This is a genomic window from Xanthocytophaga agilis, assembly GCF_030068605.1.
GTDB classification, from domain to species: Bacteria; Bacteroidota; Bacteroidia; order Cytophagales; family 172606-1; genus Xanthocytophaga; species Xanthocytophaga agilis.
Genome location: NZ_JASJOU010000002.1, coordinates 416653 through 443151, shown reverse-complemented (window position 1 = coordinate 443151; position 26499 = coordinate 416653). Strand labels below are relative to the sequence as shown.

Annotated in this window: 21 protein-coding genes; 10 read left to right on the top strand and 11 right to left on the bottom strand. The window is 39.0% G+C overall.

The features are described 5' to 3' along the window. Window positions 1-21: 21 nt before the first annotated feature. Window positions 22-672 (top strand): response regulator transcription factor, encoded by a 651-nt coding sequence (locus QNI22_RS08670; protein ID WP_314510254.1) that lies wholly within the window; start codon window positions 22-24, stop codon window positions 670-672. A 79-nt stretch (window positions 673-751) separates the two neighbouring features. On the opposite strand, the gene QNI22_RS08665 is transcribed toward QNI22_RS08670, so the two are convergent. Both QNI22_RS08665 and QNI22_RS08660 read right to left on the bottom strand, forming a co-directional pair. After that, on the bottom strand, window positions 752-1189 hold the full coding sequence (locus QNI22_RS08665; protein ID WP_314510253.1) for a CBS domain-containing protein: 438 nt from the start codon (window positions 1187-1189) through the stop codon (window positions 752-754). 154 nt (window positions 1190-1343) lie between these two features. Then, window positions 1344-1868 (bottom strand): C40 family peptidase, encoded by a 525-nt coding sequence (locus QNI22_RS08660; RefSeq protein ID WP_314510252.1) that lies wholly within the window; start codon window positions 1866-1868, stop codon window positions 1344-1346. 294 nt (window positions 1869-2162) lie between these two features. Here QNI22_RS08660 and trxA point away from each other — a divergent pair, with 294 nt between their 5' ends. Beyond that, complete coding sequence (trxA, locus tag QNI22_RS08655; protein ID WP_314510251.1) at window positions 2163-2498, top strand: thioredoxin; 336 nt, start codon at window positions 2163-2165, stop codon at window positions 2496-2498. Window positions 2499-2931: 433 nt separating this feature from the next. Here the strand turns inward: trxA and QNI22_RS08650 are convergent, their stop codons facing one another. Then, the gene (locus QNI22_RS08650) at window positions 2932-3321 is read right to left on the bottom strand and encodes a diacylglycerol kinase family protein (RefSeq protein ID WP_314510250.1); all 390 of its coding nucleotides are present in this window, start codon (window positions 3319-3321) and stop codon (window positions 2932-2934) included. Then, window positions 3305-3964, bottom strand: coding sequence for a DUF1361 domain-containing protein (locus tag QNI22_RS08645; protein ID WP_314510249.1), 660 nt, complete (start codon window positions 3962-3964; stop codon window positions 3305-3307). The genes QNI22_RS08650 and QNI22_RS08645 overlap by 17 nt, the downstream gene beginning before the upstream one ends. Before the next feature lie 337 nt (window positions 3965-4301). Here QNI22_RS08645 and QNI22_RS08640 point away from each other — a divergent pair, with 337 nt between their 5' ends. After that, entirely contained in the window at window positions 4302-5348 is a 1047-nt protein-coding gene (locus tag QNI22_RS08640; RefSeq protein WP_314510248.1) for a glycosyltransferase family 9 protein, read from the top strand. Between the two features lie 4 nt (window positions 5349-5352). Here the strand turns inward: QNI22_RS08640 and QNI22_RS08635 are convergent, their stop codons facing one another. After that, window positions 5353-6759: a BamA/TamA family outer membrane protein gene (locus QNI22_RS08635; RefSeq protein ID WP_314510247.1), complete on the bottom strand. Its 1407-nt coding sequence runs from the start codon at window positions 6757-6759 to the stop codon at window positions 5353-5355. 275 nt (window positions 6760-7034) lie between these two features. Between QNI22_RS08635 and yidD the strand changes: the two genes are divergently transcribed. Further along, window positions 7035-7244 (top strand): membrane protein insertion efficiency factor YidD, encoded by a 210-nt coding sequence (yidD, locus tag QNI22_RS08630; RefSeq protein WP_314510246.1) that lies wholly within the window; start codon window positions 7035-7037, stop codon window positions 7242-7244. A gap of 62 nt (window positions 7245-7306) precedes the next feature. Here yidD and QNI22_RS08625 read toward each other — a convergent pair whose 3' ends face one another. From QNI22_RS08625 to carB, 3 genes are all read right to left on the bottom strand, one after another. Continuing rightward, a complete protein-coding gene (locus tag QNI22_RS08625; RefSeq protein ID WP_314510245.1) occupies window positions 7307-8449 on the bottom strand; it encodes a prolipoprotein diacylglyceryl transferase in 1143 nt (380 codons plus the stop codon). Window positions 8450-8729: 280 nt separating this feature from the next. Further along, on the bottom strand, window positions 8730-8996 hold the full coding sequence (locus tag QNI22_RS08620; RefSeq protein ID WP_314510244.1) for a DUF4834 family protein: 267 nt from the start codon (window positions 8994-8996) through the stop codon (window positions 8730-8732). Between the two features lie 128 nt (window positions 8997-9124). Then, window positions 9125-11968 (bottom strand): carbamoyl-phosphate synthase large subunit, encoded by a 2844-nt coding sequence (gene carB, locus QNI22_RS08615; protein ID WP_314510243.1) that lies wholly within the window; start codon window positions 11966-11968, stop codon window positions 9125-9127. 117 nt (window positions 11969-12085) lie between these two features. Here carB and QNI22_RS08610 point away from each other — a divergent pair, with 117 nt between their 5' ends. From QNI22_RS08610 to QNI22_RS08600, 3 genes are all read left to right on the top strand, one after another. Next, complete coding sequence (locus tag QNI22_RS08610; protein ID WP_314510241.1) at window positions 12086-12790, top strand: SOS response-associated peptidase; 705 nt, start codon at window positions 12086-12088, stop codon at window positions 12788-12790. 83 nt (window positions 12791-12873) lie between these two features. Then, a complete protein-coding gene (locus QNI22_RS08605; protein WP_314510239.1) occupies window positions 12874-14688 on the top strand; it encodes a DNA polymerase III subunit gamma/tau in 1815 nt (604 codons plus the stop codon). A gap of 315 nt (window positions 14689-15003) precedes the next feature. After that, window positions 15004-17634 carry a glycoside hydrolase family 2 protein gene (locus QNI22_RS08600; protein WP_314510238.1) on the top strand — a complete coding sequence of 877 codons (2631 nt, stop codon included), beginning with the start codon at window positions 15004-15006 and terminating at the stop codon, window positions 17632-17634. Between the two features lie 185 nt (window positions 17635-17819). Here QNI22_RS08600 and QNI22_RS08595 read toward each other — a convergent pair whose 3' ends face one another. After that, entirely contained in the window at window positions 17820-18182 is a 363-nt protein-coding gene (locus QNI22_RS08595) for a response regulator (RefSeq protein WP_314510237.1), read from the bottom strand. A gap of 302 nt (window positions 18183-18484) precedes the next feature. Here QNI22_RS08595 and QNI22_RS08590 point away from each other — a divergent pair, with 302 nt between their 5' ends. Then, the gene (locus QNI22_RS08590) at window positions 18485-19081 is read left to right on the top strand and encodes a hypothetical protein (protein WP_314510235.1); all 597 of its coding nucleotides are present in this window, start codon (window positions 18485-18487) and stop codon (window positions 19079-19081) included. Window positions 19082-19231: 150 nt separating this feature from the next. Next, window positions 19232-19756: a hypothetical protein gene (locus tag QNI22_RS08585; RefSeq protein ID WP_314510233.1), complete on the top strand. Its 525-nt coding sequence runs from the start codon at window positions 19232-19234 to the stop codon at window positions 19754-19756. A gap of 9 nt (window positions 19757-19765) precedes the next feature. On the opposite strand, the gene QNI22_RS08580 is transcribed toward QNI22_RS08585, so the two are convergent. Next, window positions 19766-21664, bottom strand: a complete 1899-nt coding sequence (locus QNI22_RS08580) for a tetratricopeptide repeat-containing sensor histidine kinase (RefSeq protein ID WP_314510232.1) — start codon at window positions 21662-21664, stop codon at window positions 19766-19768. 718 nt (window positions 21665-22382) lie between these two features. Beyond that, window positions 22383-23120 carry a carbon-nitrogen hydrolase family protein gene (locus QNI22_RS08575; RefSeq protein WP_314510231.1) on the bottom strand — a complete coding sequence of 246 codons (738 nt, stop codon included), beginning with the start codon at window positions 23118-23120 and terminating at the stop codon, window positions 22383-22385. Between the two features lie 607 nt (window positions 23121-23727). Here QNI22_RS08575 and QNI22_RS08570 point away from each other — a divergent pair. Further along, window positions 23728-26493, top strand: a complete 2766-nt coding sequence (locus QNI22_RS08570) for a TonB-dependent receptor domain-containing protein (protein WP_314510230.1) — start codon at window positions 23728-23730, stop codon at window positions 26491-26493. The last annotated feature ends 6 nt before the right edge of the window (window positions 26494-26499 follow it).

Below are 26499 nucleotides of genomic sequence, written 5' to 3'. Positions count from 1 at the left end.
TATTCAACAAACTACCCGATAATGAAAAAAATCAGAGTTGTATTGGCTGACGACCATACTATTGTTAGAAATGGGATTCGTTCCATTCTGGAAGAATTTGAGGAAATTGAAATTGCAGGAGAAGCCTCAAATGGAGCAGAAGCTGTAGAAAAGGTGAAAAGTTTGTCGCCCGATATATTAATGGTAGATATTGCAATGCCTTTGTTAAATGGAATTCAGGTTACTCAGGAGATCAGTCAGTTGGGCTTATCCACCCGTTGCCTAATCCTCTCGATGCATAATAATGAGGATTACATTATGAAATCTATTGAAGCCGGTGCAGGTGGCTATTTGCTAAAAGATACAACACGTGAAGAAATGCTGCACGCTTTGCTGACAGTGAATCAGGGGGAAAAATACTTTAGTCAGTCGGTTTCCAATATCATTGTGAACGCCTACCTGCATAAAGTAAAACAACCTGATAATGTAAAAGATAAGCGGACCAAGCCCTCAAAGAAGGAGAAAGTAGTGCTCAAATATATTGTAGATGGACTTAACAGCCGGGAGATTGCAGAGAAATTAAATCTGAGTGTACGCACTGTAGACAATCATAGAGCCAGCATGATGAGACGGCTGGGAGTTAAAAATGCAGTAGAGCTGGTACGTGTTGCAATGGAACAAAAACTGATCTAAGTATATACCGACACATACTTACAAATAATGTATATCTCCTGTAAGTTTCCTGACAGGAGATATATGTTTTTACTTGCACCTATAAAGGTGTCCCCGTAATATAGCTTTCCAGAGAAGATATTCTTGCTTTTTGCTCTCTGATGATCGCATCTAAAATATCTGTAATGGAAATCACACCTACTACAGTATCTTCCTGAACAACGGGTAAATGTCTGAAATGTCCCTCTGACATCAGTTTCATACAATACTCAATTTTATCCTGAGGCGTAACTGTAATGACTTTTTTAGTCATTACTTCAAAAATGTACGTTTGCTGAGAAGCGCGTCCCTGCAGGATACCTTTACGTGCATAATCTCTTTCTGAGAAGATCCCAACCAGATGATCATCATCAATTACCAACACGGCTCCAATATTCTTCTCGTTCATCATCACCAATGCATCATATACATTGGACATAGAACGTACTGACCAAACCGTGTCAATCGACTTGTAATTCAAAAGCTGTTGTACCATCATACACTTTAAGGAGTTTAAAGGTGTGAAAAAATATATTAGAGGAAGTTTTTGAGTCTGTTGTATGGGTAGCGAGGATAAATATACTAATAAAAAGGGAAAAAACAGGATTTAAGCCGAAAAAATAATTGGATGGGAAAATAAAAAATGACGAGAGCTAGTTAGCTACTCGTCTGATTGCCAGGAAGCGAGCTTTATAATAGGTATTAGCCATAGTATCCATACGTACACCTTTGCTTGTAGTGGCATGGACCCAGGCAAGTTTTTCTCCTTTCTTGGAAACAACAATACCCACATGTCCTACTGTGGAGGTATAAGGATCAGATCCTGTAAAGAATATAAGATCACCAGGTTGTGCTTCCTCCATATATACCTGACTGCCAATAGAACCCTGTTCGCTGGAGAAATAGGGAAGATAGATACCAAATTGTTTGTAGACATAAAAGGTAAAACCAGAGCAATCAAATCCTGAGGGTTCTTTTCCTTCAGCGATATAAGGCACTCCAATAAAACTTTTGGCAAGTTTTGTTAATTCATCTGCGTTGTAATTATAGGGAACAATGTCACTACCACTATAATCATACACCTGATTATAGTGGTATTTATCACTGTTTTGGGCTATTCCTGACATAAGTGTAAAGAATAGAATGTGAGAGAGTAATAGGCTTTGTAGCGTTTTCATAATGAGGTAGTTATATTGATAGAGTAAGATTATTGAAATCATAGACGAATATCAATAGAACAAAAGTTATAGGCAATCAGAACCGGATTGGGTGAGAGAAAGGATGCTCCAGTTGTAAGAAAGGGTTGTTAAAATGAAAACGTACAGAGGGTATAGTTTTAGTATGTATAACAGTGAAATATGCTTTTGGAACTTTATACACAAAAAAAGTATTATGCTAGAGTAGTGCTTGAAAATACGTAGTTTTAAGCAAAGAAATTAATATCTTACAAAATCTATCTAATTTTACTTATCATGGGAAAAGCAATCGAAATTAACGATTCTAACTTTGATCAGATCATTGCTGGTGATCAACCTGTAATGATAGACTTCTGGGCTGACTGGTGTGGTCCTTGTAAAATAATAGCACCTGCTGTAGAAGAGCTGGCAGCAGATTTCGAAGGAAAAGCTATCGTTGGTAAACTGGACGTGCAGAATAACTCTCAGATCCCTCATCGTTTCGGAATTCGTAACATCCCAACGCTATTGATCTTTAAAAATGGTCAAGTGATAGACAAGCAGGTTGGTGTTGCTCCCAAGGCAATCTTAGCTCAGAAACTTAACGCAGCAATGGAAGAAAGCGTAAAATAAGCCGACTTCTATTTGATTCATAACCTGAACCCTCAGTTGCTTTGCAATTGAGGGTTTTCTTTTATAGGCCACTCTTAGCAGGCAATACTGTCAGATAACCATATCAGAGTTCTGATGCTTATATAAGATTACCAGAACCCTGATAATTACTGAATACCATCAAACTTCTGATATTTATGGAAAATGAACGGAGTTTAAGTATTTCTCAACATTGACCTAAACTCCGTTCATCTGTGAAAGTGAACATAGTTTAGGTCAAATCCAGAAGTGACCATTATTCGAATAACTTTTCAGAGTGATCGGTATTCTGTTCAAATCTTTTTTGACAGGAAATGATTTGTAGAGGATGAAAAATAAAAATCTGATCGGAATTCTAGTCATGAAAGCCGGCCAACTACAATTCTGATCAGAAAAAAGAAGCTACTTAGTTAGGTCAAGCTATCAGTATCCAAATTTTATGGCCAAAGATGATAAGCCCTGTGATAGCCGCTCCTATGGCAATAAATAAAACGGCTCCTGCTGCAATATCTTTAATGGCCCCTGCTTTGGGATGGAAATCTGGAGAAATAAAATCTACAATTTTTTCTATTGCACTATTGAAGGCTTCTGCTGACCACACAAGTACTATCTGAGTAATGATAATGGTCCACTCAATGTAGTTAAGTTTGAGTAGCATTCCTACGATAATGGATGCCAATGAGGCAAGTAGATGAATACGGGTATTGTTTTCATATTGGATCACAAAGCCAATACCCCGTATCGCAAACCGGAAACTTCGAAATGTTTTTTGCAGACTCTTTATTGCACTACGAAGCAGATTCATGTTTGGCTAGTTGAATGAAACTTAAAAAAACAAAGTAAAACAATACCATCACCAGTGCAAATGCTACCGATAACTTAAGTGCGGCTGGATTAAACGCCTGCCTAAGTATATCCATGAATAGATGATGTGGTTGTAGAAACAAATCCCAGCTATTCCAGCGACTGAAACGGCCCAGGTATATGCCAAAGCCACTTAATCCAAGAGAACCTAGAATCAGCGTCCAGCCAAACGATGGACCAAATAACCGATTAACAAGCTTATGTGCCAGTAACATGGAATAAAGGCCTGTATACATACCTACAGAGGCAAATGAGAATACCATAAGGCAATCATACCAAAGCGTATACCCTTTCCGATAACGTAAATGCATCAAATCTGTTATAATATAAGGAGCATTGGGGAGAAACAAGAGCCAGAAAGCTAAACCTACTGCTATCACTACATACTTGTTCACGTACACGGGTTCGTAATTCTGGATGAATAACATAATCAGTAACGGAACCCAGGCAAGAAATAGATTCCAGGCCATAAAGCTGTATTGAAGAGACTCTGAGGAGATTAATCTCCAGACTAACATAAGACAACAGATGCCTGATAATAATAATAGGAAGTGAATAGGTTTCTGAATGAGTGATAGTTTCATGGTTGTGAGGATTTTAGCTTTAAACCGGTTAAATGAAATAGTTTTGTTTGGACCAACAACAGTGTATTCATTAATTGTCAAAAATACAAAAAGTAAATATCTTAAAAGTACTTTGAGATGCAAAGTATATAATATTTTCTGTTTATAGAAAATATATCAGATGTTTCTCTGTAAAATCGGTGTTGGTAAATTCTTATTTATTGCGTAGAATTACCACCTCCTTTCATCCTATAGAGATACAAGCTGATTATAACTACAAGCAGTAGACATACAGTTATAGGGTATAATGTGATTATGGTAGAGGAGTATAGACTATACACTAGCCCACCGATTATCTATGAAAGTATTAATTATTCGTTTTTCTGCTATTGGTGATATTGTCCTGGCATCTCCTGCCATTCGGTGTCTGCGGAAAAGTTTTCCTGATGCAGAAATCCATTTTCTTACCAAGAAATCATTCAAAGCAGTTACTGAAGCCAATCCATATGTAAATCGTTTTTACTATTACGATAAAAGTGTCAGAGAGTTACTTCCTGAATTGAAACAAGCCAGTTTTGATTACATTATAGATCTTCAGAACAATGGGCGATCTTTACGAATCAAAAAAGCTTTACCTGCCAAAGCCTATACTATCAACAAGCTTAATATCCAGAAATTCCTGTTAACTACGTTCCGGCTCGATTTTATGCCGAAACGACATATTACCCAGCGAAGTCTGGATGTGATTCGTGAAATCGGGGCAGAAGATGATGGTCTGGGACTCGATTATTTTGTCCCGATAGCAGATGAGGTAAATTGGACTACATTGCCAGTAACACATCAGCAAGGCTATGTGGCAATCGTCATTGGTGCTTCTTATCCTACTAAAAAGATGCCTGTACATAAACTAAAAGAGTTGTGTACCAAACTTCCTTTTCCTGTTGTCTTGTTAGGAGGGAAAGAAGAGAGTAAAGAAGGTGAACAGATTGCATCTGTAGATTCAGCAAAAGTTTTTAATGGATGTGGCAAGTTTAATCTGAATCAGTCGGCAGATATGGTACGCAAGTCTACACTGGTTATCTCACATGATACCGGTTTACAATACGTAGCCAGTGCATTTCAGAAACCGACATTAGCTATCTGGGGCAGTACTTCGCCTAAACTGGATGTGGAGCCTTATTATGGAAGTTCCTTTCAGAATACAGGTCAGTTGCCTATGTATGAAAATATACAGGTGCCAGGGCTCAAATGCCAGCCTTGTAGTAAATATGGTAACAGGAGATGTCCTTTGGGACATTTTAACTGTATGGAAAAACAGGATATAGATCTGATTGTGGCTAAAGTACAAGCAAAGATATCTGACTTACAGGTTGTCTTACCTAAATATAAGACAGAAGTTAGCTAAAATACTATATATCCCGCACAAAGTTGAAGAAGATTCCTTTGTCTCCCAGTCGGTTTACAGCATAGTTAAAGCGGATCACTACGTTGTAAAATGTAACAATATCAATTCCTGCACCTGTGCTGTAAATCAGTTTGTTAGCCAGAAGGCCATTGCCAGGATTATGAGTAGGGTCTACTACATACCCAAAATCACCAAATGTAGTCAGGTAAAGACTAATTGGAATTGTTGAAAACTGTTGTATCCGGAATCCTGGAATACTAACCTCAGTTGATAACAATTCACGTTTGAAGGTGAACTTGGCAAATCCAAAATGTTGACCATCCACAATATATCGTTCATATCCCCGCAGATATTCAAATCCAAAACCCAGTGCTCTATATTGAGCATATGGTTGTAGGGAAGGGTAGGAGGTCATACCCTGAATATTCATATTCCAGAAGAACTTTTTTCCCAGAGGGCGATAAAGTGCAAAGTTTACCCGTAAAGATGTTTTATCAAAATTATCAGCAGGTAACAAGCCTGCACGTGTAAGTTCAAACTCTAAGTAGTGGCCACGCAGAGGATAGGCTACCAGATCACGTCGGTCATTAACAAACTCATAGGTTAACTGAAAGTAATGCTGACGCGTTTGTCCATGCAGAAAATAATCAGGATTGAGCTTGGCTATGGAGTCAGAAATAGTATTGTAGTGGAAGCGTCCTTCTATGCTATGTTGATTATAGAACTGAGGGCGTCTTGAGAAACGGACAGATGTGAAAAAGCGTTCCCGCATAACTTCATTGGTATTGAGGAACTCCAGCTTATTTCCTTCCGTCTGATAAGCCATATTCTTGTTTGTCGCATAGCTTACCAGAAAACCTAAACCATTTTTACGGGCTTTATCCAGATTACGGATTGTATAGGCCAGATCAAAACGTTTGGTAAATCCAAATTGTGCTACTGCACGGAGCTCTTCTCCATTGCCAAATACATTTTTGTGTGCTATTCTGAGTCCATAGTTCAGGCGTCGGAGATCTCGACCCCTTTCACTCCACCACTCGTTAAAGTTACGATCTCCCAGCTCCAGAATCACCATGGGAAATATATACCATCGTTCGGCTACCTGAATAACCAGATCAATGTTGCCAAATTCATTAGGCTGCAACAATAGCTCAACACTATTAAAAAGATTAGTGTTGAATATCTTATTTTTATTTCGCTTGAGAACAAGATCAATCTGAGAACCTGGCAGTGTATCTCCTGGAGCAATATCTAGTTCCCGCATAATAACCGCCGCATTGGTTTTTTTATTTCCTTCTATATGAATAGTATGTATAACCAGAAATGGTTCATCAGGAATAGAAGTGGCGGGCAGCGCCTGCGTACTGCAGGACGAGAGACTTAACCATAAGCTAAACAAATATACCAACATTGGCTACCCTGTAGTTAAAACTTTTTCTTTTAGTATGAATGATTCAAATCAGCCTGGCAGATTTATGGGCACATAATTTACACAAAAAAAGGCAAGGCTGATGGTTGATTGTGCAATTATTTTAATTGTATGTCTTGAAAACAACAAGATCTATTTTTAACCGTAATTTTTTTCTGATCGACCGACATCTTAAATTGCTGAACTGCAGAACTTATTAGAAAGATGGTCAGTTATGGAGAGGAGTGCGTATTGTGAAAAGTTCGCTCAGATAACGTATGAAATATATTTTTATTGTATTGATTCGGTTTTACCAGTATGGAATCAGTCCATATTTTCCCAGTAGTTGTCGGTTTACTCCTTCCTGCTCCCACTATGGTATTGACGCTATCCGAAAGCATGGGGCTATTAAAGGCGGATGGCTCACTTTACGACGTATTTCCCGCTGCCATCCATGGGGTGGACATGGCTACGATCCAGTACCATAAATAGATATAACAATAAAATAAAGAGGTCGCTAATGTATAGTATACAGCGACCTCTCTATTTTTTAAGCTCTTTTGGAAACTGTATCTGTATTCAGTTTTGAGCTGTTACGTAAGGCAATGATGATGATAATAATTCCTGCTAAAATTGCCGGAATACTTAGCCATTGTCCCATATACAGCGGCATTTCCCGTTCAAAGTCCACCTGAGGCTCTTTCAGTGTTTCATAAAAGAACCGTAATCCGAAACATACAACCAGAAACAGTCCGAGCAAAAGTCCCTGCGGTGTTTGGGCTTTGTACCGATTCCATATCAGGAATAACATAAGACACAATAATAGGCAAGAGAATGATTCGTACAACTGAGCCGGATGGCGAGGAACACCATACACATTGACCGCAGCTACTGTTTCTCCATCTTCATTGGACACAGTATGTGTAAATGGTCGGGATAATTCCCAACTGAAGTGTTCTCTTACTTCAGGACTTTGTCCCAGAGCAGATGGAATATCCCGTTTGGCAAAGCTATTTATGTCAGTATTTGCAAATTCTTTCTCCAGATAAGCCTTTACTTTTAAAGGGGCATAAATCTGACCATTTACTGTAGTATCTTTTCTGGATTCATCTTTTTGTGTTCTAACTTTTAGTACTTGGTCAGGATAAGGTGTCATAATAGCACTGCGAGCCGGGCCAGCAAACACAAATCCCCAGGACGCATCAGTAGGCTTTCCTATGATCTCGGAGTTCATCAGATTACCCAGGCGAATCAGACAGCCACATAGGGCCACAATGATTACAATTCGGTCTGCTACCCATAGATAAGTTTGTCCAGAGTTCTTTTTCTTACGAACGTATAACCAGAATGTAAATAGGATAGCAATGGCTGCTCCATGACTGGCTAAGCCTCCATGCCAGATTTTGAAAATTTCCAGAATATGGTCGAAGTCCTTAAAGTATTCCTGAGGCTCATAAAATAACACGTGTCCGAGACGTGCGCCTATTACAGTGGCAAGAACCATGTAAACAGTTAGTGTTTCAACATCCTGAGCAGGCTTGCCTTCTTTTTTGAAAATATGAAAAAGGATTTGCTGACCAATCAGAAAACCCAGGGCAAAGAATAAACCATACCAGCGTGGCTCAAGTAATATATCAAAAACTTTAGCACGAAAAATTTCGGGTGAAACGTCCCAGACAATAAATGAAAGCATAGTAAAATGTGCTGAAAACAGGATAAAAAAAGGATAGGCCAAAGAATGCTTCAGAGATATCTTTAGTACCTATCAGATATAGACAAATTTAGAATAACGCAAAGATAGTTTTTTTTATGAAGCAGGAAAGGTGCTTCGTGTTACCGAAACATGAACAAAATCTCAATCAGTGAATAGACCAAGCCCTATTATCCTGATGGATAAAACAAAAGGGTAAAGAAGCATTACAATGGTTGAGCCATTCATACCTTCTTTACCCTTTTGTTTTATAAGAAACAGATTATTTTACTTCTTCGTAATCAATATCAATGTAATCACCACTTTGCGAACTCCGTTTATTTCTCTGGCTAGTCTGGCTTCTTTCGTAATCAACGCTGATATCTCCCTCGTTGCGACGAGATTGCTTGCGCTGATTTTGTTCTTGGTGACGCATCTGTTTTTCAACAGCACGCATACCTAACATCCAGAATAGGCTACGAAACAGAAATCCTCCAATACGTGAAAGTACGAAGATAATAACGAATGATATAAGCAGAAATTTAAACAAAGCTGTCTGACGTTTTCTTATATTGACGAATAAAACCAGAAATTATTGTTTTCTGAATATGAATTTACAGGGAGGTAAGAACTTCCTGATCAAAGTCTTACCTTCTGTTTATCATTGATCCAGCTCTGTTAACGGCTCAGATACAGATTTCGTTCCGAATACACTTTCTGAAAGAAGTCATCATCCAAGTCATCAATAAAATAGATTGCCTCTCCTGTAGATTTCATTTCAGGTCCAAGTTCCTTGTTTACATTCGGAAACTTATTGAAGGAGAATACAGGGAGCTTTATGGCATATCCTTGTCTGCGTGGATTGAATTCAAAATCTTTCACTTTCTTCTCGCCAAGCATAACCTTGGTAGCATAGTTTACATATGGTTCATCATAGGCTTTGCAGATGAATGGAACCGTACGAGATGCCCGTGGGTTAGCTTCAATGATATATACTTTCTCATCTTTGATAGCAAACTGAATGTTAATCAGACCCACCGTATTGAGAGCTAATGCAATCTGTTTGGTGTATTTTTCGATCTGTAGAATCTCCAGTGCTCCCAGGTTAAATGGAGGTAATACCGCATTGGAATCCCCTGAGTGAATACCTGCAGGCTCGATATGCTCCATAATACCAATAATATACACATCTTCTCCATCACAGATTGCATCTGCTTCGGCTTCGATGGCATTTTCCAGGAAGTGATCCAGCAAAACTTTGTTATCTGGCATATCCTTAAAGATATCTACCACGTGGTTAGCCAGTTCTGTTTCGTTGATTACAATCTTCATACCTTGTCCACCCAGTACATAGCTTGGACGCACCAGCAATGGGAAACCTAATTCACGGGATAGTTCCAGTGCCTCATCTGCATTCTGAACAGTTCCAAACTTAGGATAAGGTATATTGTTATCTTTCAACAAAGTAGAGAAGCTACCACGATCTTCAGCCAGATCCAGTGATTCAAAGCTGGTTCCGATGATTTTGATACCATAACGGTTCAGTTTTTCTGCCAGTTTCAGAGCTGTTTGTCCACCTAGCTGTACAATCACACCTTCTGGTTTCTCATGTTGAATGATATCATAGATGTGTTCCCAGAATACAGGTTCGAAATACAGTTTGTCTGCAATATCAAAATCTGTAGAAACCGTTTCCGGGTTACAGTTGATCATGATGGTCTCATAGCCACACTCTTTAGCTGCCAGAATGCCATGTACACACGAGTAGTCAAACTCGATACCTTGTCCGATACGGTTTGGTCCTGAACCCAGTACAATGATTTTCTTCTTATCAGATACTATAGATTCATTGTCTGGACCTTCGATAGTATTTCCTTCTGGTGCCAGTGCAAAGGTAGAGTAGTAGTAAGGCGTCTTCGCTTCAAACTCAGCTGCACAGGTATCTACACATTTATAGACACGTTTGATGCCCATATCAGTCCGTTTTGTGTACACTTCACTTTCATAACAATCCAGTAAGTGGGCAATCTGACGGTCTGCATAGCCTTTATTTTTAGCCTCAAACATCAGAGAAGCTGGAATAGTCTCCAGATCGTATTTCTGGATTTCTTTTTCCAGCATTACCATCTCTTCAATCTGATGTAGAAACCAAGGATCTATTTTTGTTAGCTTCTGTATGGTCTTGAAGGGAATACCTAGTTTGAATGCATCATAAATATGGAACAGACGGTTCCAGCTTGGATGCTCCAGACTGTATAACAATTGCTCCTGATTGGTCAGCTCCTTTCCATCTGCACCTAAACCGTTACGTTTGATTTCCAGTGACTGACATGCTTTCTGTAGTGCCTCCTGGAAGTTACGTCCTATACCCATCGCTTCACCTACTGATTTCATCTGTAAGCCCAGACTACGATCTGCACCTTTGAATTTGTCAAAGTTCCAGCGAGGTACTTTCACGATTACATAATCAATAGCAGGTTCAAAATAGGCAGAAGTTGTTTTAGTGATGGCGTTCTGTAACTCATCCAGGTTGTATCCAATTGCCAGTTTCGCTGCAATCTTGGCAATCGGATAGCCGGTTGCTTTAGATGCCAGTGCTGAAGAACGGGATACACGTGGGTTAATTTCAATGGCAATGATATCGTCGTTGACAGGGTTTACAGAGAACTGTACGTTACATCCTCCTGCAAATTTGCCAATACCATCCATCATCTTAATGGCCAGATCCCGCATTTTCTGATACAATGTATCAGGCAGGGTCATAGCTGGAGCCACCGTAATAGAGTCTCCGGTATGTACCCCCATCGGGTCAAAGTTCTCGATAGAACAGATGATAATAAAGTTTCCATTGTTATCACGTAGCAATTCCAGCTCATATTCCTTCCAGCCCATGATACTTTGTTCTACCAGTACTTCATGGATAGGAGAGGCGTGCAGACCAGCATTCAGAGCCGCATCAAATTTGGAAGCATCGTTTACGAATCCACCACCTGTACCTCCTAATGTATAGGATGGACGAATAACAAGTGGAAAGCCTATTTCCTGTGCAATCTCTTTTCCCTCCAGATAGGAACGTGCAGTACGACCTTTACACACGTTAACATCCAGTTCCATCATCTTCAGACGGAATTTCTCCCGGTCTTCCGTAGTTTCGATCGCTTTGATATCAACCCCAATGATTTTTACATCATACTTTTTCCAGATACCAGCTTTATCACAGTCAATTGCCAGGTTCAGAGCGGTTTGTCCACCCATAGTTGGCAATACGGCATCAATTTTGTGTTTTTCCAGAATTTCACGAATATACTTCTTCTCCAGCGGACGCAGGTATACATGATCTGCCGTCACCTTATCGGTCATAATTGTCGCCGGATTGGAGTTAATCAGCACCACTTCGATGCCTTCCTCGCGAAGCGAACGAGCCGCCTGCGAACCAGAATAATCAAATTCACATGCTTGTCCAATAATGATGGGACCAGAACCAATAATAAGAACGGATTTGATGGAATTGTCTTTGGGCATTTTGAACAGGTTGGAGGATAATTAAAAATCCCGCAAAGTTAATGCAAAAAAGAATAGATGATAAGAAGTTTTTTAAGAAAAAATAGTATATTTAACTAAATCAAACCGCTATGCCTTATGTGTGGACGTTATTCAATCATTCTGGAAGAAGAATCTCTTACCCGTGCCTTTCATGCACAACTATCACAGGACATTCCTCCACATTACAATGCTGCTCCCGGACAATCTCTGCCTGTAATTACGAATGAAAAGACTAGTCAGGTACAGTTGTTTCGCTGGGGATTTATTCCGCAATGGGCTAAGGAAGAAAATGTTGGCTACAAAATGATCAATGCACGCCTGGATGGAATCGAAGAAAAAACTTCCTTTAAAAAAGCATTTCAGTCGCAACACTGCCTGGTACTGGCTAATAGTTTTTTTGAATGGAAACAAAGCAGTTCGGGCAAAAATGGAAAAACGCCTTATCTGATTAAACCCAAAGATCAGAGCCTTTTTGCAATGGCTGGTATCTGGAACCGCTGGACTAACTATACCACCGGAGAAGAAATATCTTCGTTTGCTATTATTACCACAGAGGCCAATGAACTGATGGGATCTATTCATGAACGAATGCCAGTAATATTATCGTCCGAACAAGCTGCTGGCTGGATTAATTCGTCTTTATCTATCGACAAGCAAAAAGCATTGTTGACTCAGTATGACTCAGAACAGATGGAGGCCTATGAGGTAACGCGTGAGGTGAACAAAGCCTATAATGACTATCCTCAGTTGCTGGAACCACTAGGCGATTCCATCCGGATACAGACAGGATCTGTTTCCTGAGTCTGTAGGCCTATAAATTTTTTCGTCACCTTTTTCTTGTCAAAACCTCCCGGAGTTTCGGGCAAAAGCCGTAACTTTGGGACATGGATCAGTTTATTGTTTCGGCACGGAAATACCGCCCCTCTACTTTTGATACCGTTGTAGGACAATCTCATATTACTACTACCCTTAAAAATGCAATCCGACAGCAACAGCTGGCGCAGGCCTTTCTGTTTTGCGGACCCAGAGGGGTAGGGAAGACTACCTGTGCCCGTATTCTTGCTAAAACTATTAACTGTCAGAATCTGACTCCGGAAACAGAACCTTGTAATGAATGTGATTCGTGCCGGAGTTTTAATGCCAGTGCTTCTTTTAATATTCATGAGCTGGATGCAGCGTCCAACAACTCAGTTGACGATATTCGTAATCTGGTAGATCAGGTACGATATCCTCCGCAATCAGGTAAATACAAGATCTATATTATAGATGAGGTGCATATGCTTTCCAATGCAGCGTTTAATGCCTTTTTGAAAACACTGGAAGAGCCACCTAGTTATGCAATCTTTATTCTGGCCACAACCGAGAAACACAAGATTATTCCTACTATTCTGTCCCGTTGTCAGATTTTTGACTTCAACCGGATTGGAGTAAATGATATTGCTTCCCATCTGGGAAATATTGCCGGAAAAGAAAGCATCCGGGCTGAAGAAGAAGCCTTGCAACTGATTGCTCAGAAGGCAGATGGGGGATTACGGGATGCGCTTTCTATGTTCGACCTGATTACCACCTTTTCTACAGACCGGAGCATCTCCTATAAGAATACCATTGACAACCTGCACATTCTGGATTATGATTACTATTTCCGGATGACAGAGTCTTTGCTCAATGAAAGTATCCCACAGGCATTGCTGATATTTAATGAAATTCTTCAGAAAGGATTTGATGGGCATCAGTTTATGGTAGGTTTGTGTGAGCATTTGCGCAACTTGCTGGTGTGTAAAGACCCAGCTACAGTTACGTTGCTACAGGTGGCTGGAAATGTGCAGAAAAAGTATCTGGCACAATCCGGACAGGCATCTGTGTCGTTCCTGCTTTCTGCTTTGAATCAGGGTAATCAGTGTGATCTGAATTACAAAACCAGTAAGAACCAACGTCTGCTGGTAGAGTTAACGCTGATGAAAATGGCTCATATCCCATCCGCAATAGATATGACCAGAGCAGTACAAAACGGCAGTGCCGACTTAAAAAAAAAACTTGATACAGTAGAGAACCCTCCCAAAACAGAGCAAAAAAGCCCATTGGCAGGTGGAAATCAGCCTCCTGTCAATGGATCTACTTCCCATGGAACGGTCTCTGATATAAAAACAACTCCATCGATTACCCCTAACACTACCATACCCACACAGTCTGTGGGAACAACTCCTGTCAGCAACCAACCTAACCCTAACCGTACCAATCCGGCATTAAAAACGCATAAGCTTACTCCTAGCATTAGTCTATCCAATCTGTCTGATACATCTGAGAAAAAAGCGGATGATACAGAAACAGTAATAAACTATGGTAATGAACCGTTTACGCCTGATCAATTACTACGACAGTGGCAAGCCTTTGCCAAAACCCGTAGCTATCCAACTGAATTGCTGATTCTGAACCGGGGATATGAGTTTCAGAATGGCACCATTATGCTAAAACTGGAAAACCAGATACAGCTTACTCAACTGAATGAATTTCGATACGAATTGCTGGAGTTTTTGCGTAAGAGATTACGAAACAGTACGATACAGATTCAGGGCGAGATTGTAGAACAGGGAAAAAAACGGATGGTCTATACCAACCGTGAAAAGTTTGATTACCTGGCCGAAAAGTATCCGGTATTGAATGACTTAAAAAGCCAACTGGGATTGGATATGGATGTATAAAAGTTCTCATTCTCTATAGGTGTATACATCTGAAAGTTACTAATTCTGATTTTCTTCTGGACGAAATACTATTCCATTGGCTTTCACTTCTATAAAGAAGAGAAAGGTCTTTTGGATTGGACTATCTATGCTGAAAAAATAGGGTGTTTTGCCCATTTTTACTTGTCTGCCATTTTGCATTATATCGTTATGTGTATTGTATTATTTGGATAAGTTAAGTATTGGTAAAATTATATTTGGGATTTGCGGATAAGGTTTTGTTATTTTATGCCCTTACTTATTTCATACTTCCATAATCAATCCTTTCCAAGTAAAATGTGTATTAAATATAGATGGTTGGCTGCCTTATGTGTCCTGGTGTCAACCTATCTTCAGGCTCAGAACGCCTATGAACTGAACAGTGGCTGGCAGTGTGTCAATGTTGCTAAGGTGAAGGAAGCTGGACAGGCTATTTCTGTTCCTTCCTATAAATTATCTGGCTGGATACCTGCTGTAGTGCCAGGTACTGTACTAACGACTCTTCTGGAGAACAAAAAGGTTCCTGATCCTTTTTATGGAATGAACAATGAAAAGATTCCGGATATCTTTGATACAGGCCGCGAATACTATACCTATTGGTTTGCCAAAGATTTTAAAGAAACTACCCCCAAAGGAGATGAACAGGTTTGGCTGCACTTTCGTGGGATAAATTATAGCTGTGATGTATACCTGAATGGCAAGAAACTGAATACTGCCACACACTATGGGATGTTTCTTCGTCAAACCTATAATATCACCAATGTTCTTTCTAAAGATGGCAATAACCGTCTGGCAGTGATTGTACACCCTCCTGATCCTGTAGGAAATGCCAAAACAGGTCAGGGCGGTGATGGTATGATTGCCAAAAATGTATCTCACCAGTATGTAGCTGGCTGGGACTGGATTCAACCCATCCGTGACCGAAATACGGGTATCTGGGACAAGGTGACTATTGAAAAAACAGGGATAGTGAATCTAAAGAATCCACATGTGGTAACGTTGGTACCTGGTGTCAGAAAGGCTGAAGGACCACAGCAACCTGCTACGATTAAAGTATCTGCTGAACTGGAGAATACAAGTACTAAGAAAGTTGAAGGTACACTACAATATACACTGGATGGACAAACTGTATCTCAAAAAGTGAGTCTGGAACCTCAAAAAACTACTGTCGTACAGTTGCCTGATTTTACACTACAGAACCCAAAGCTGTGGTGGCCTCATGGGTATGGAAAGCAACCTCTATATGATCTGAAAATGCAGTTTACTGTAGATGGTAAATCTGTATCTGATCAGGAAACGGTTTCCGTAGGGGTACGTGAAGTACAGACAGAATGGAATGCTGTTACCCGAAGCAAACAAGTGGCCGTAAACGGACAGAAAATCTTTATCAAAGGTGGAAACTGGATTATCTCGGATGCCATGCTGCGTTTTACAGATGCCCGCTATGATGCGGAAATCCGTTTTCACCGCGATATGAACCTGAATCTGATTCGTATCTGGGGTGGTGCATTGAGTGAACGACCTGAGTTTTATAAAGCTTGTGATAAGTATGGTATGCTGGTAATGCAGGATTTCTGGGTATCTGGTGACTGCAATGGCCGCTGGGTAGATCCTGTGAAAAAAGAAGATCAGTGGACTCGCCGCAAATATCCGGATGACCACAAACTGTTTTTACGTTCGGCTGAAGACCAGATCAAGATGATCCGTAACTATGCTTCACTGGCTATGTGGTGTGGAGGGAATGAAATCACTCCTCCAGAAGATATCCTGATTCCGTTGCGTGATTCTATTCTGCCTGAACTGGATGGCACACGCTGGTTTATAGACTATTCCAATTCCGATGATATGTCATATAATTTCCTGGGAGGCAATGGCGATGGACCTTATGGCATTCAGCCTATCAACCGTTTCTGGGAACATCGTACATTTCCGTTTAACTCAGAAGTTGGTTCGGTAGGAGTAGGAGATTATGAATCTCTGGAGCGGTTTATTCCGGCAGCCAATATGACGCCTCCTCACTACTCTACCAAAAAGATAGATCCGGTGTGGGATTATCATAAGTACATTGGCTATGATGAGTATCTGCAACCATATGGTGAACCTACAGAAGCCCGGGACTTTGCTAAAAAAGCTCAATTGGTAAATTACGACCAATACAGAGCACTGATGGAAGGTTTTAGCGCACATATGTGGGACTGGTATACTGGAACTATCATCTGGAAAACGCAGAACCCATGGACTGCTATGCGTGGACAGATGTATGATTATTACCTGGATGTAAATGCCTGTTTATACGGATTAAGAAGTGGTAGTGAGCCTTTGCACATAATGTATAATCCGGTGGATGGTATGGTAATGATCGTAAACAATACCTTCGAAACCAAAAGGGATCTGATGCTGACTATTAAGGCCTATACCATTAGTGGAAAAGATTCACTCATTACACAGGTTTTTAACGAGATTGGGCCAAGTACTGTAAGAAAGTATGTTCCAATACTGCCTACTATTAATGCATTGCGCAAAGAACAGGGAGTATTCCTGTCGTTGAAATTGCTGGATGTAAATAAGAAGGTCGTAAGCGATAATTTCTATTGGCTTCCAGATGCCAGTGGCAATTACTCAGGGCTAAATAAGATGGCAAAAGCTTCTGTACAGACTTCAGTAAAGGTGCTTGAAAAAGGAAAAATCGAACTGAAGATCAGCAATCCGGCAGGAGGAGCAGTAGCCTTCTTTAACCGCGTTGCCTTGGTAGATCCTAAAACTAAAAAACGTATTCTTCCTGTGTTCTTTAGTGATAATTATGTGTCTCTATTGCCAGGAGAAGAGAAAATAGTAGTAATGGAGTATACACCCGATAGCCAGTCTGCACAGCCACTTGTTTCGTTGTCGGGATGGAATGTAGAGGAGAAATTTATTCCTGTGAAATAAGAGAAAGAATAGTGTACTAAAAAGAAAGAGGTGCCTGACTATAGGTCCCTCTTTTTTATTAATTCTAACTTATGGGTCATCAACAAAAATAAACCAGAGCCTGTACTACTAAAAAGAGTATAGGCTCTGGTTTTTAAGACTTATATCTTAAATTTCGTATATACTAAATATCTGAAAGAAACATACTATGAGCCTGAAGCACCTGTCGCTTCAACTGCTTTACCAATCTTGGATAAAGGAAAGGGCTTCTCAATAAATTGTTCTGCTCCACTTTGGAGTGCTGCTTCCTGAGCCTCATTCATTCCACTGATCACAATAACGCTAATACGTGGATTGTGTTTTTTTATTGAACTTACCAGATCTGTTCCTTTGCCTCCTGGTAAATTGTAGTCCATGATCACAATATCCGGTTCAAAAGTGTGGACTTTTTGCATTACTTCTTCAAAAGTGTAGGCAGATTGCACCACATATTCTTTTGTTTCAAGGAAGTTTTGTACTAAAAGACAAAGGTCAGCCTCGTCCTCAACGATTAAAATTTTGGTTTCCATTGGGTTAACTCGATAGGAGTTCTCTTAGATGTTAGATACTGATTTACATGGCTTTATGGGATTTTTTGTAAGTAGTTTGTTACTATGCCAGACAGATTGAAAAATGCTGTTAGCGTATCTTTCTGGCCTTTTTACGAATAAATAGGTTGTCCATTTCAAAAGAACGGAAGGGAAATTGAAAAATAATCATGCCAGGGTTTTGTACAGAAGTACTATAAAGTAGTTCCGAATCAGAAAAGATAGTCTAGGATTGTGCTAGCCATTTACCAGAATTTGATTAGTATTATGCAAATCTGATTCGTATGAGAGTACTTTATCTAACGGTAATATACTTTGAAATAATGACTTGTTCCTGGGCTCAGCAGGTAGGTGAAAAAAAGACTGTATCACAAGTAAAGCCTGTCAGTAATTGTAAAATGACAACTACACTATTTCGGCAACTGGTGACTTATGCAGGATCAGATTTATTGATGGCTATACCGGGATCGTTTGAATATACACTTATTAATCAAAAGACATTTGATAGATCCTTTATACTTTATCAAATGATAGTTTTAGATAGCCTCTATATGGTAGATAGTAGCCAAACTTTTGAGATGCGATGGATAAATATGACTTACAGAAATAAACACAGGAGAGAGCTGTTTGGTAAGTGTCAACTGGAAGTCTGGAGCTTTAAAAAGGAATCAGAGGCTTACAAGCTCTTTTCTATACTTAAAACAAGTGAGATTGGTTTTAGAATAGCTGAGATTTGCAGATATATGAGAATGGGAAGGAATATATTTATATTCACAAGTGGACAATGGAGTAATTACAAAACAATTAATAGGTTAATGAGAGAGATAGAAAGTAAATATAGCTGTATGGGACAAGTAGAGTATGACACTTTCCGAAAATAAAAAATGCTTTTAAAAAACAATAAGTAGATCTGTTCTATGATCAATAAGTTACCTTTTCTTGTCGTTTTTTGTATTTCGATGACAGGAAGTATGCTAGCACAGAAAATCTCTTCAAGGCAAGATGTGATTCAGTATAAGACAGGTTGCATCATGACTAACAAACTGTTTCTCCAGATGGTGACTTATGCTGGTTCTGACTTGTTGATGGCTGTACCGAAAACATTTCAATTAACGGTGATCAATAAGGATACTTACCATGAATCTTCTTTGATTGATCTTATGCTTATTCAAAAGTCGGATATGTTACTACCCGACTCTGTAGAAAGCTCGAAAGAAGAATATCCGTTTGATTCAACTATTTCTTTTGATACAAGATGGGTACGTATAAAGTATCGTGATAAACGCAGACAAAGGTTATTTGGTGGATGTGAGTTAGAAGTCTGGAGTTTTAAAGACGAGTCTAAGGCAATTGAGGTTTTCTCTTTTCTTTCAACCGATGCACCACATGGTCTTGTTTTATTTACGGCTGATTTTTACTACGTCCGCATGGGTAGGAATATATTTATTCTATCTGTAGCACAACCTAGCAATGCATCTGTAATGAAGAAGTTGATGCGTATTATTGAGCGAAAATATACTTGCCTGGGTGAGGTAGAGCATGAAAAGAGCCAGTAGTAGATAAAACTAGCAGGCAGGTAATGTAAAATAAAAAGTAGTTCCCTTACCTGGAATGCTGGATACCCAGATAGTTCCTCCATTACGCTCTACAAACTCTTTGCATAAACCCAGCCCCAAACCTGTACCTCTTTCACCAGAAGTACCTGTAGTGGTGTAGCCCTGCTGCGCAAATATCCTGGATATATTTTCCGGATGAATACCTACTCCTGAATCAGCTATGCTGATTTGTACCATGGCAAATGTTTCAGTAGTCTGATACGGTTCAGCATGTAGCCTGATTATACCTCCCGGCGAACTGAATTTAATGGCATTATTGAGCAAGTTACGCAAAATAGTCTTGAGCATATCTTCATCTGCTTTAACACACAAGGTAGTATGTGTATTGGTGACTGCCAGTGTGAGCTGTTTTTCTAATGCCTGTTGTTGAAACCTATCCACTTTTAACTGGAATAGTTCTGTGATAGATACATCAATAGGATTCACTTCAATAACATCCATCTGACTGCGGGACCAATGGAGTAGCTCTTCTGTAATATCAGAGGCATGTGATAAGCGTTGATTCAGGGCTGATACAATACTTTTTAGCTCTTCAGGAGACAGCAGATCTGCTTCTATCAGATCGATGGCGCTTCGCAATGCATTTAGTGGACTTCGTATATCATGAGAGACTATCGAAAAGATCTTGTCTTTTGCCTGGTTACTCTTTTGGAGGAGACTTGCTTGTTTTTCTATTTCATTTTTTGCGTTTGAGAGTTCTTTGTTCGCAGCCATAAGCTTGGTCCGGTGATTTACTACCAACAGGAAAAAGAGAATGGTTATTGCAAGACCTAAACCTATAAAGATTGTTATAGTTTGTTGAAATTTTTTATCTCTTTCCAGTTCTTCTACCTCTTTCTGGGTCTGTGTGAGTTCGAGCTTTGTTTGTATAAGGGAGATAGTTTCACTTTTTTCATTAGTTAAGAGGCTATCGCTGAACTGCTTGTATTGTTGATAGTACTGTAGAGCCTTGGAGTAGTCTTTTTGTTCATTATAAATCTCGTACAGCAATTGGTTGGCAGCCATGGCATCATACATAATATGTACAGATACTGCTTTAGCTGCTGCTTTTTCTGCATACTCCAGACTGGCCGAATAATTTTTTTTGTTCTTATAAATCTGGGCCAGTCCCAAAAGCGTAGAAGTTAGAGTGGATTGATCATTAATATGTTCCTGAATGACCTGTGCTTTTTGCAGATGAGAAATCGCTTCAGGATATTTTTTCAGATTGATGTAACTGTAGCCAAGATTAGTAAGGCTTTGCCCGATACATACTTTATAATCTATCTGTTGTGCAAGCGTCAATGCCTGTTGATAATAATTGAGGGCCAATATCTGATTTTCCTGCATCTCATATGTCAATCCCATATTATTGAGTGTAGTGGCAATACCATCCTTCTTGCGAACAGAGCCAAATGCAGCAAATGCTTTGTCAAAATACTTCAAAGCTGATTTGTAATCCCGTTGATCAAAATAGATCAGACCAATGTTATTGAGACAAAGTCCGAGTTCTGCCTGGTCATTGATCTGCATACAGAGAGAAAGACTTTTCTGATAGTTGGACAAAGCCTGAATGTGATTGCCTTTTGTCCAATAGCCGAGTCCCATTCTGTTGTATGCATGTGCCTGCCCTCTGATAAAGTTATGCTGCTCTGACCATTGCGCGCATTGAGTAGCTAAAAGAATAGTAGTGTCTGGCTTACTTCGGGAATAGAGCTCGGCTATGTCGGCAACGATCAGATAACGGGACGAGTCTGCATGTACATGTGTATAGAGATGCGTGAGGCTATCCAGCATTTTGGGGTCTTGGCCAAAAACAGGATAGGTAAGAAGAAAGATAAATATAAAGAGATACGTTAAGCGAATCATTCATTCAATAGTTTCGAGACTAATAGTTCTGGTAATAACTGAGAAGAGTAATGTACTCTTTAGACTTTCTTTAACCATTCCAGTATGTTTATTACCCGATTACCATCAGCTATCTCTGTATGTGGCGAATGTACAATGCTAGTAAAAAGGCTGTGAGTTTGATAGAATTTGTATAGGTTAAGCTTTGGTTTCTGATTGTAAGCAGAAACAGAGCTGTATAGGTTTGGCAGATAATAAAGCTAAATTAGGTAATGAGCAGATGAATTCCGATTGATAGTAGTATATAATTTGTACACCGACATATTTGATACAAAAGATTGTCTAAAAAACAGGTACAGAGCTTATTTCTTTTGTGTCTTTATACTAGATTATATAAAAATCGTTAGTATAAGGATTATAGAAAAGCTGTGTATAAATAATAAGCTTATTGTTGTAAATAATATGCAACATAGTACATGATCAGAGTTTAGTTCAAGTCAGGTATGAACAGAATACTAATATTTTTCCAAAATGATCAGAATGCAGGTCAAATGCAAAACTGATTAGAACTCTGATTAAAGACGATTTTATAAATAATTCAATTAGTGTTGTGGCTCCTCTAAAATGCTAAGAGCTATGCGCAGTATAAAAAATTATAATTTCGCTCAGGACGGCTATTAAGATTGATTAACAGAGGAAAGATATGTTTGATGATAATCTCTGGAAACTTTGTCATGTATCAGGCCGTCTTTAATGTCTGAACCACTACTTCCTGTGTGTCTGTATCAAATACCAGAATGCCTTCATGTATAGCATCTAACTGGCCCAGCAATACACCTTGTTTGTTCCATACCGATGACCTTCCACCACATTCAACTTCATCACACAGGCCAATACAGTTAGACATGACTACATCCATAACGTAAGTTCTGGCAATCTCAGTGAGGCGTTCGATAGCTGTAATTACTCCTTTGACTGTCTTGGCTACACTGGATATATACAGATTAGCTCCCAGTGCAGAGGCATGCTGGGCATGTTCCGGTACAGAGAGTTCATAACAGATAGAGAGGGCTGCCTGTGGTGCATTCCGGATAACTTCCAGTGTATTATCTCCTGAAATAAAAAAGGGATCTTCATCGGCATGCAAATATTTTTTGGAATATACCTGCCAGGGTGCTTGAGGCTGATACAGAACCATACTGATATGCAGACCTGTGAGACTTCGTGTGGGTATACCAATGCCAATAGTAATTTGATGGGCATTACTCAACGTTTGAAATACTTCAAGCCTGCTATCATCAGGAGTGGCAGCGAGAGAGTCTGCCAGGGTAGGTTCGTAACCTGTAATCGAAAGCTCGGGGAAAATAATGGTATCCGCATTCTGAGATATAGCCAAATGAATCAGGGATTTGTGGGCTTCAATATTGTATGTAATATCACCCTTTACAGGTTTGGTTTGTGCAACACAGATTTTCATACTATATGTAGAAAAGTATAGATTCGAAGTATATTTTTTATCTTAAATTACAGGTGATGGAATTGAGATAAAATTTCTAAAAAAGAAACATGTTAAAATGAGTGTATTTTGCAAATGCAAGTTTTGGATTTGTATTATCTGAAGTAAATAGCGTAAGAGTTTAAATCCCAAAGACATTTATTGGTACCAACTGTTTCAAAGTTGAAAAATAAAGAGTTGAGTTTGTTTTGATTGTTTTTCTGAACTCAGATACCTAAATGTGCAAAATATTCTTCTATCTTACTAAACATACTATTAAATCTTTCTATTGTTTTATCAAATTTATCTCTTATGTTATAATTTAATAAAAACAATATATGTATTTTTTTCTTGTGTCCGAAATATATTTTTTATAATAGTAGTTTTACTGATAAAGATTTTGTGTAATTTATTTTTTTTAGAATAAACCCTCTTTTTTTTATTTTTTTTGGAGAATATATCCTTTGTTGTGTAGGTTTGTTATACAATTTTATGTATTTTTTCTAAAAAATAACAACTAAAAAAGAGTCTTATGAAGAAAAGTTTACACCTTCTTTTCTTTTTGCTCTGCACAGTATGCATACATACTGTGTATGGTCAAAATGAGATCACAGTTTCAGGAAGGGTTACCTCGGTTGAAGATGGCTCACCACTGCCTGGTGTGAGTATTACAGTAAAAGGAACAACCAAAGGGGCCACTTCAGACGCGGCTGGTAATTACCAGATCAAGGCTGCACCAGATGCTACACTGGTTTTCAGTTTTATTGGTATGCTACCTCAGGAAGTCAGCATAGGCAACCGACAAACTATTAATGTTGGGCTGGCCAATGATCAGAAACAACTTGATGAAATTGTTATCACAGGACAAGGAGTTGGGATTGAGAAGAAGCGTCTTTCTACAACAGTCGATGTAATCACTTCTGAACAGCTTAAAAATACTCCAGCAGTACGATTAGATCAATTAATCCAATCTAAGTTGCCTAATGCTCAGATTCAGCTAACTTCCGGACAACCTGGCACAGCTTCAATTATGCGGTCCAGAGGTGTCGCTTCTGCCTTTAATTCCACCACTCCTGTTATCTATATAGATGGAGTACGAGTAGATAACCTGAATACGCAGGCTGCTCTTTCTCTGGCTACTGGTGGAGCACAAAGTAGTTCGCTGGCTGATATACCTATGGAAAATATAGAACGGATTGAGTTTGTTCGTGGTGGTGCTGCTACTACACTATATGGTGCAGATGCAGCTAATGGTGTGCTACAGATTTTTACCAAAAAGGGTACGGCCGGACAATCAAGAATAAATTTTGAAACTCAATTAGGCGCTCAGGTTGGTACAAAAGACTTCCTGAAATATAAAAGAACAGCTGATGTCCTGTTTAAGCCAGGATTCATGCAGAGTTATCGTTTAGGGTTTGATGGTGGTAATGATAAAGTTACCTATAGTTTCTCTGGAAATCTATATGATGATAATAGCTTCAGATTAGGATTAAAGCAAACACGTTATAGTTTACGGACCAGTTTATCGGCAAAAGTAAACAAAATGGTTACCTATACTGGTTCACTCTCTTATACGGGTACTAAGTTCACGAGAGATTATAATGCCAATACTAGTTTTTCAACATTTTCCAATCTTGAAAACGGATCATATGGTGATCTGAATCTGTATACACCTTCAGAAGTAGATTCGCTTAAGAGTGCAGTAAAAAATATTGAAAACTTAGTAGATGTAACTGAGAATGTGAATCGTTTTCAGACATCTCATAGTGTGGAGATCAAGCCAATCGATAAGATAACCATTAATGCAACAATTGGTATGGATTCACGCTTTAGCAAACAAAAGGATATTACAACCAATATGTTGTTAGTAGCATTAGGTGCATATCCTGAAGGAACTAATGATCAAGGTACTATCGATGTATATGATCGTAATTTCTTTACCGCAACTGGTAGCTTGAATGCACAATATAGAGAAAATGCTGGTGAGTTTTCCTTCATTACTACATTAGGTGCACAATACTTCCGCAATCGTGATTTGCAAGTTCATTATAGTGCTACCAATGTAACAGAAGGATCAAAATCAATTAATTTGGCTGGGGACAGAAGTGCAGAGGACTATATTGCTACTCTTACTAGTTACGGTTTTTTTGGACAGGAAAATATAGGATTCAAAAATAAATATTTTCTGGAATTTGGTTTAAGAGCTGATGGCAACTCCGCATTCGGAGAAGACATTGGATTACAGTACTTCCCCAAAGTAGGTGTAGCATATGATCTTACCTCTGAAGAATTTATGACAAGTCTGTCTTTTATTTCTAATCTAAAATTAAGAGGTAGTTTTGGTATTGCTGGTAATTTTCCGCCTGCTTTTTCAAGAGATAGACTTGTAAATGTAAATTCTTATTTAAGTACACCTACATTCACTTTTGGACAACCCGGTGATCTTAACCTAAAGCCAGAAAAAACCAGCACATTTGAAGTTGGAGGGGACTTAGGTTTCTTTGATAATCGGTTAACAGTAGGACTTACTTACTTTAGTGCTATCACTAGGGATGCATTATTTAATGCCCCATTTTCTCCTTCTACTGGACAAGACCGACAACTACGAAATTTAGGAGAGATCGAAAATAAAGGCTTTGAAGTAAATGCTTCTGTTGGTATTGTGAAGAATGATAATTTAGATCTGACATTTACAGTATCTGCCAACACTATTAAAAACAAGGTATTATCTTCTGGTGGAGCACCTGAATTTTCTATTGGCGGATTTACCATTTTAGGTGCCTTCGTAAAAGAAGGTTTACCTGTTGGATACTTCCGTGGTAATAAAGCTACATTCAATGAAACAGGACAAGTTTCAAATATTGAGCCAAACGCAAATATAGGTTCACCTATTCCTGATCTATATGGTAATTCAAGCATTACAGCTGTCTTTAAAAAGAGATTGACCTTAAATATTGCTGCTGCGTATCAGGTAGGTGCTGAAGGGGTAAATCTGGATGAAGTATTGAGATTCAATAATGGAGTGGATCAAGGCAAAGTTCCTGAAGCATCTTCAAATGTGAGTTTTGCTAATATGACGAATATGTTTGTTGAAAAAAATGATTTTCTAAAAGTTAGGAATATTGCGTTAGCTTATCGTCTACCTGAACGTTTTTATAAGGGAGTGTTCAAGACTGCTGAGATAGGATTCAATATAACCAATCCATTAAATTTTGTGTCATCAAAGTTTGATCCGGAAATTACAGGTTCTGGTGCTCCAGGTCAAGGTAATGCTCAGGTTACAGTTGGTGGATTTGGATATGGAACTGAGTCTGCGCCAAGAACGTATCTAGGAACGATACGAGTAAGTTTCTAAAATTTT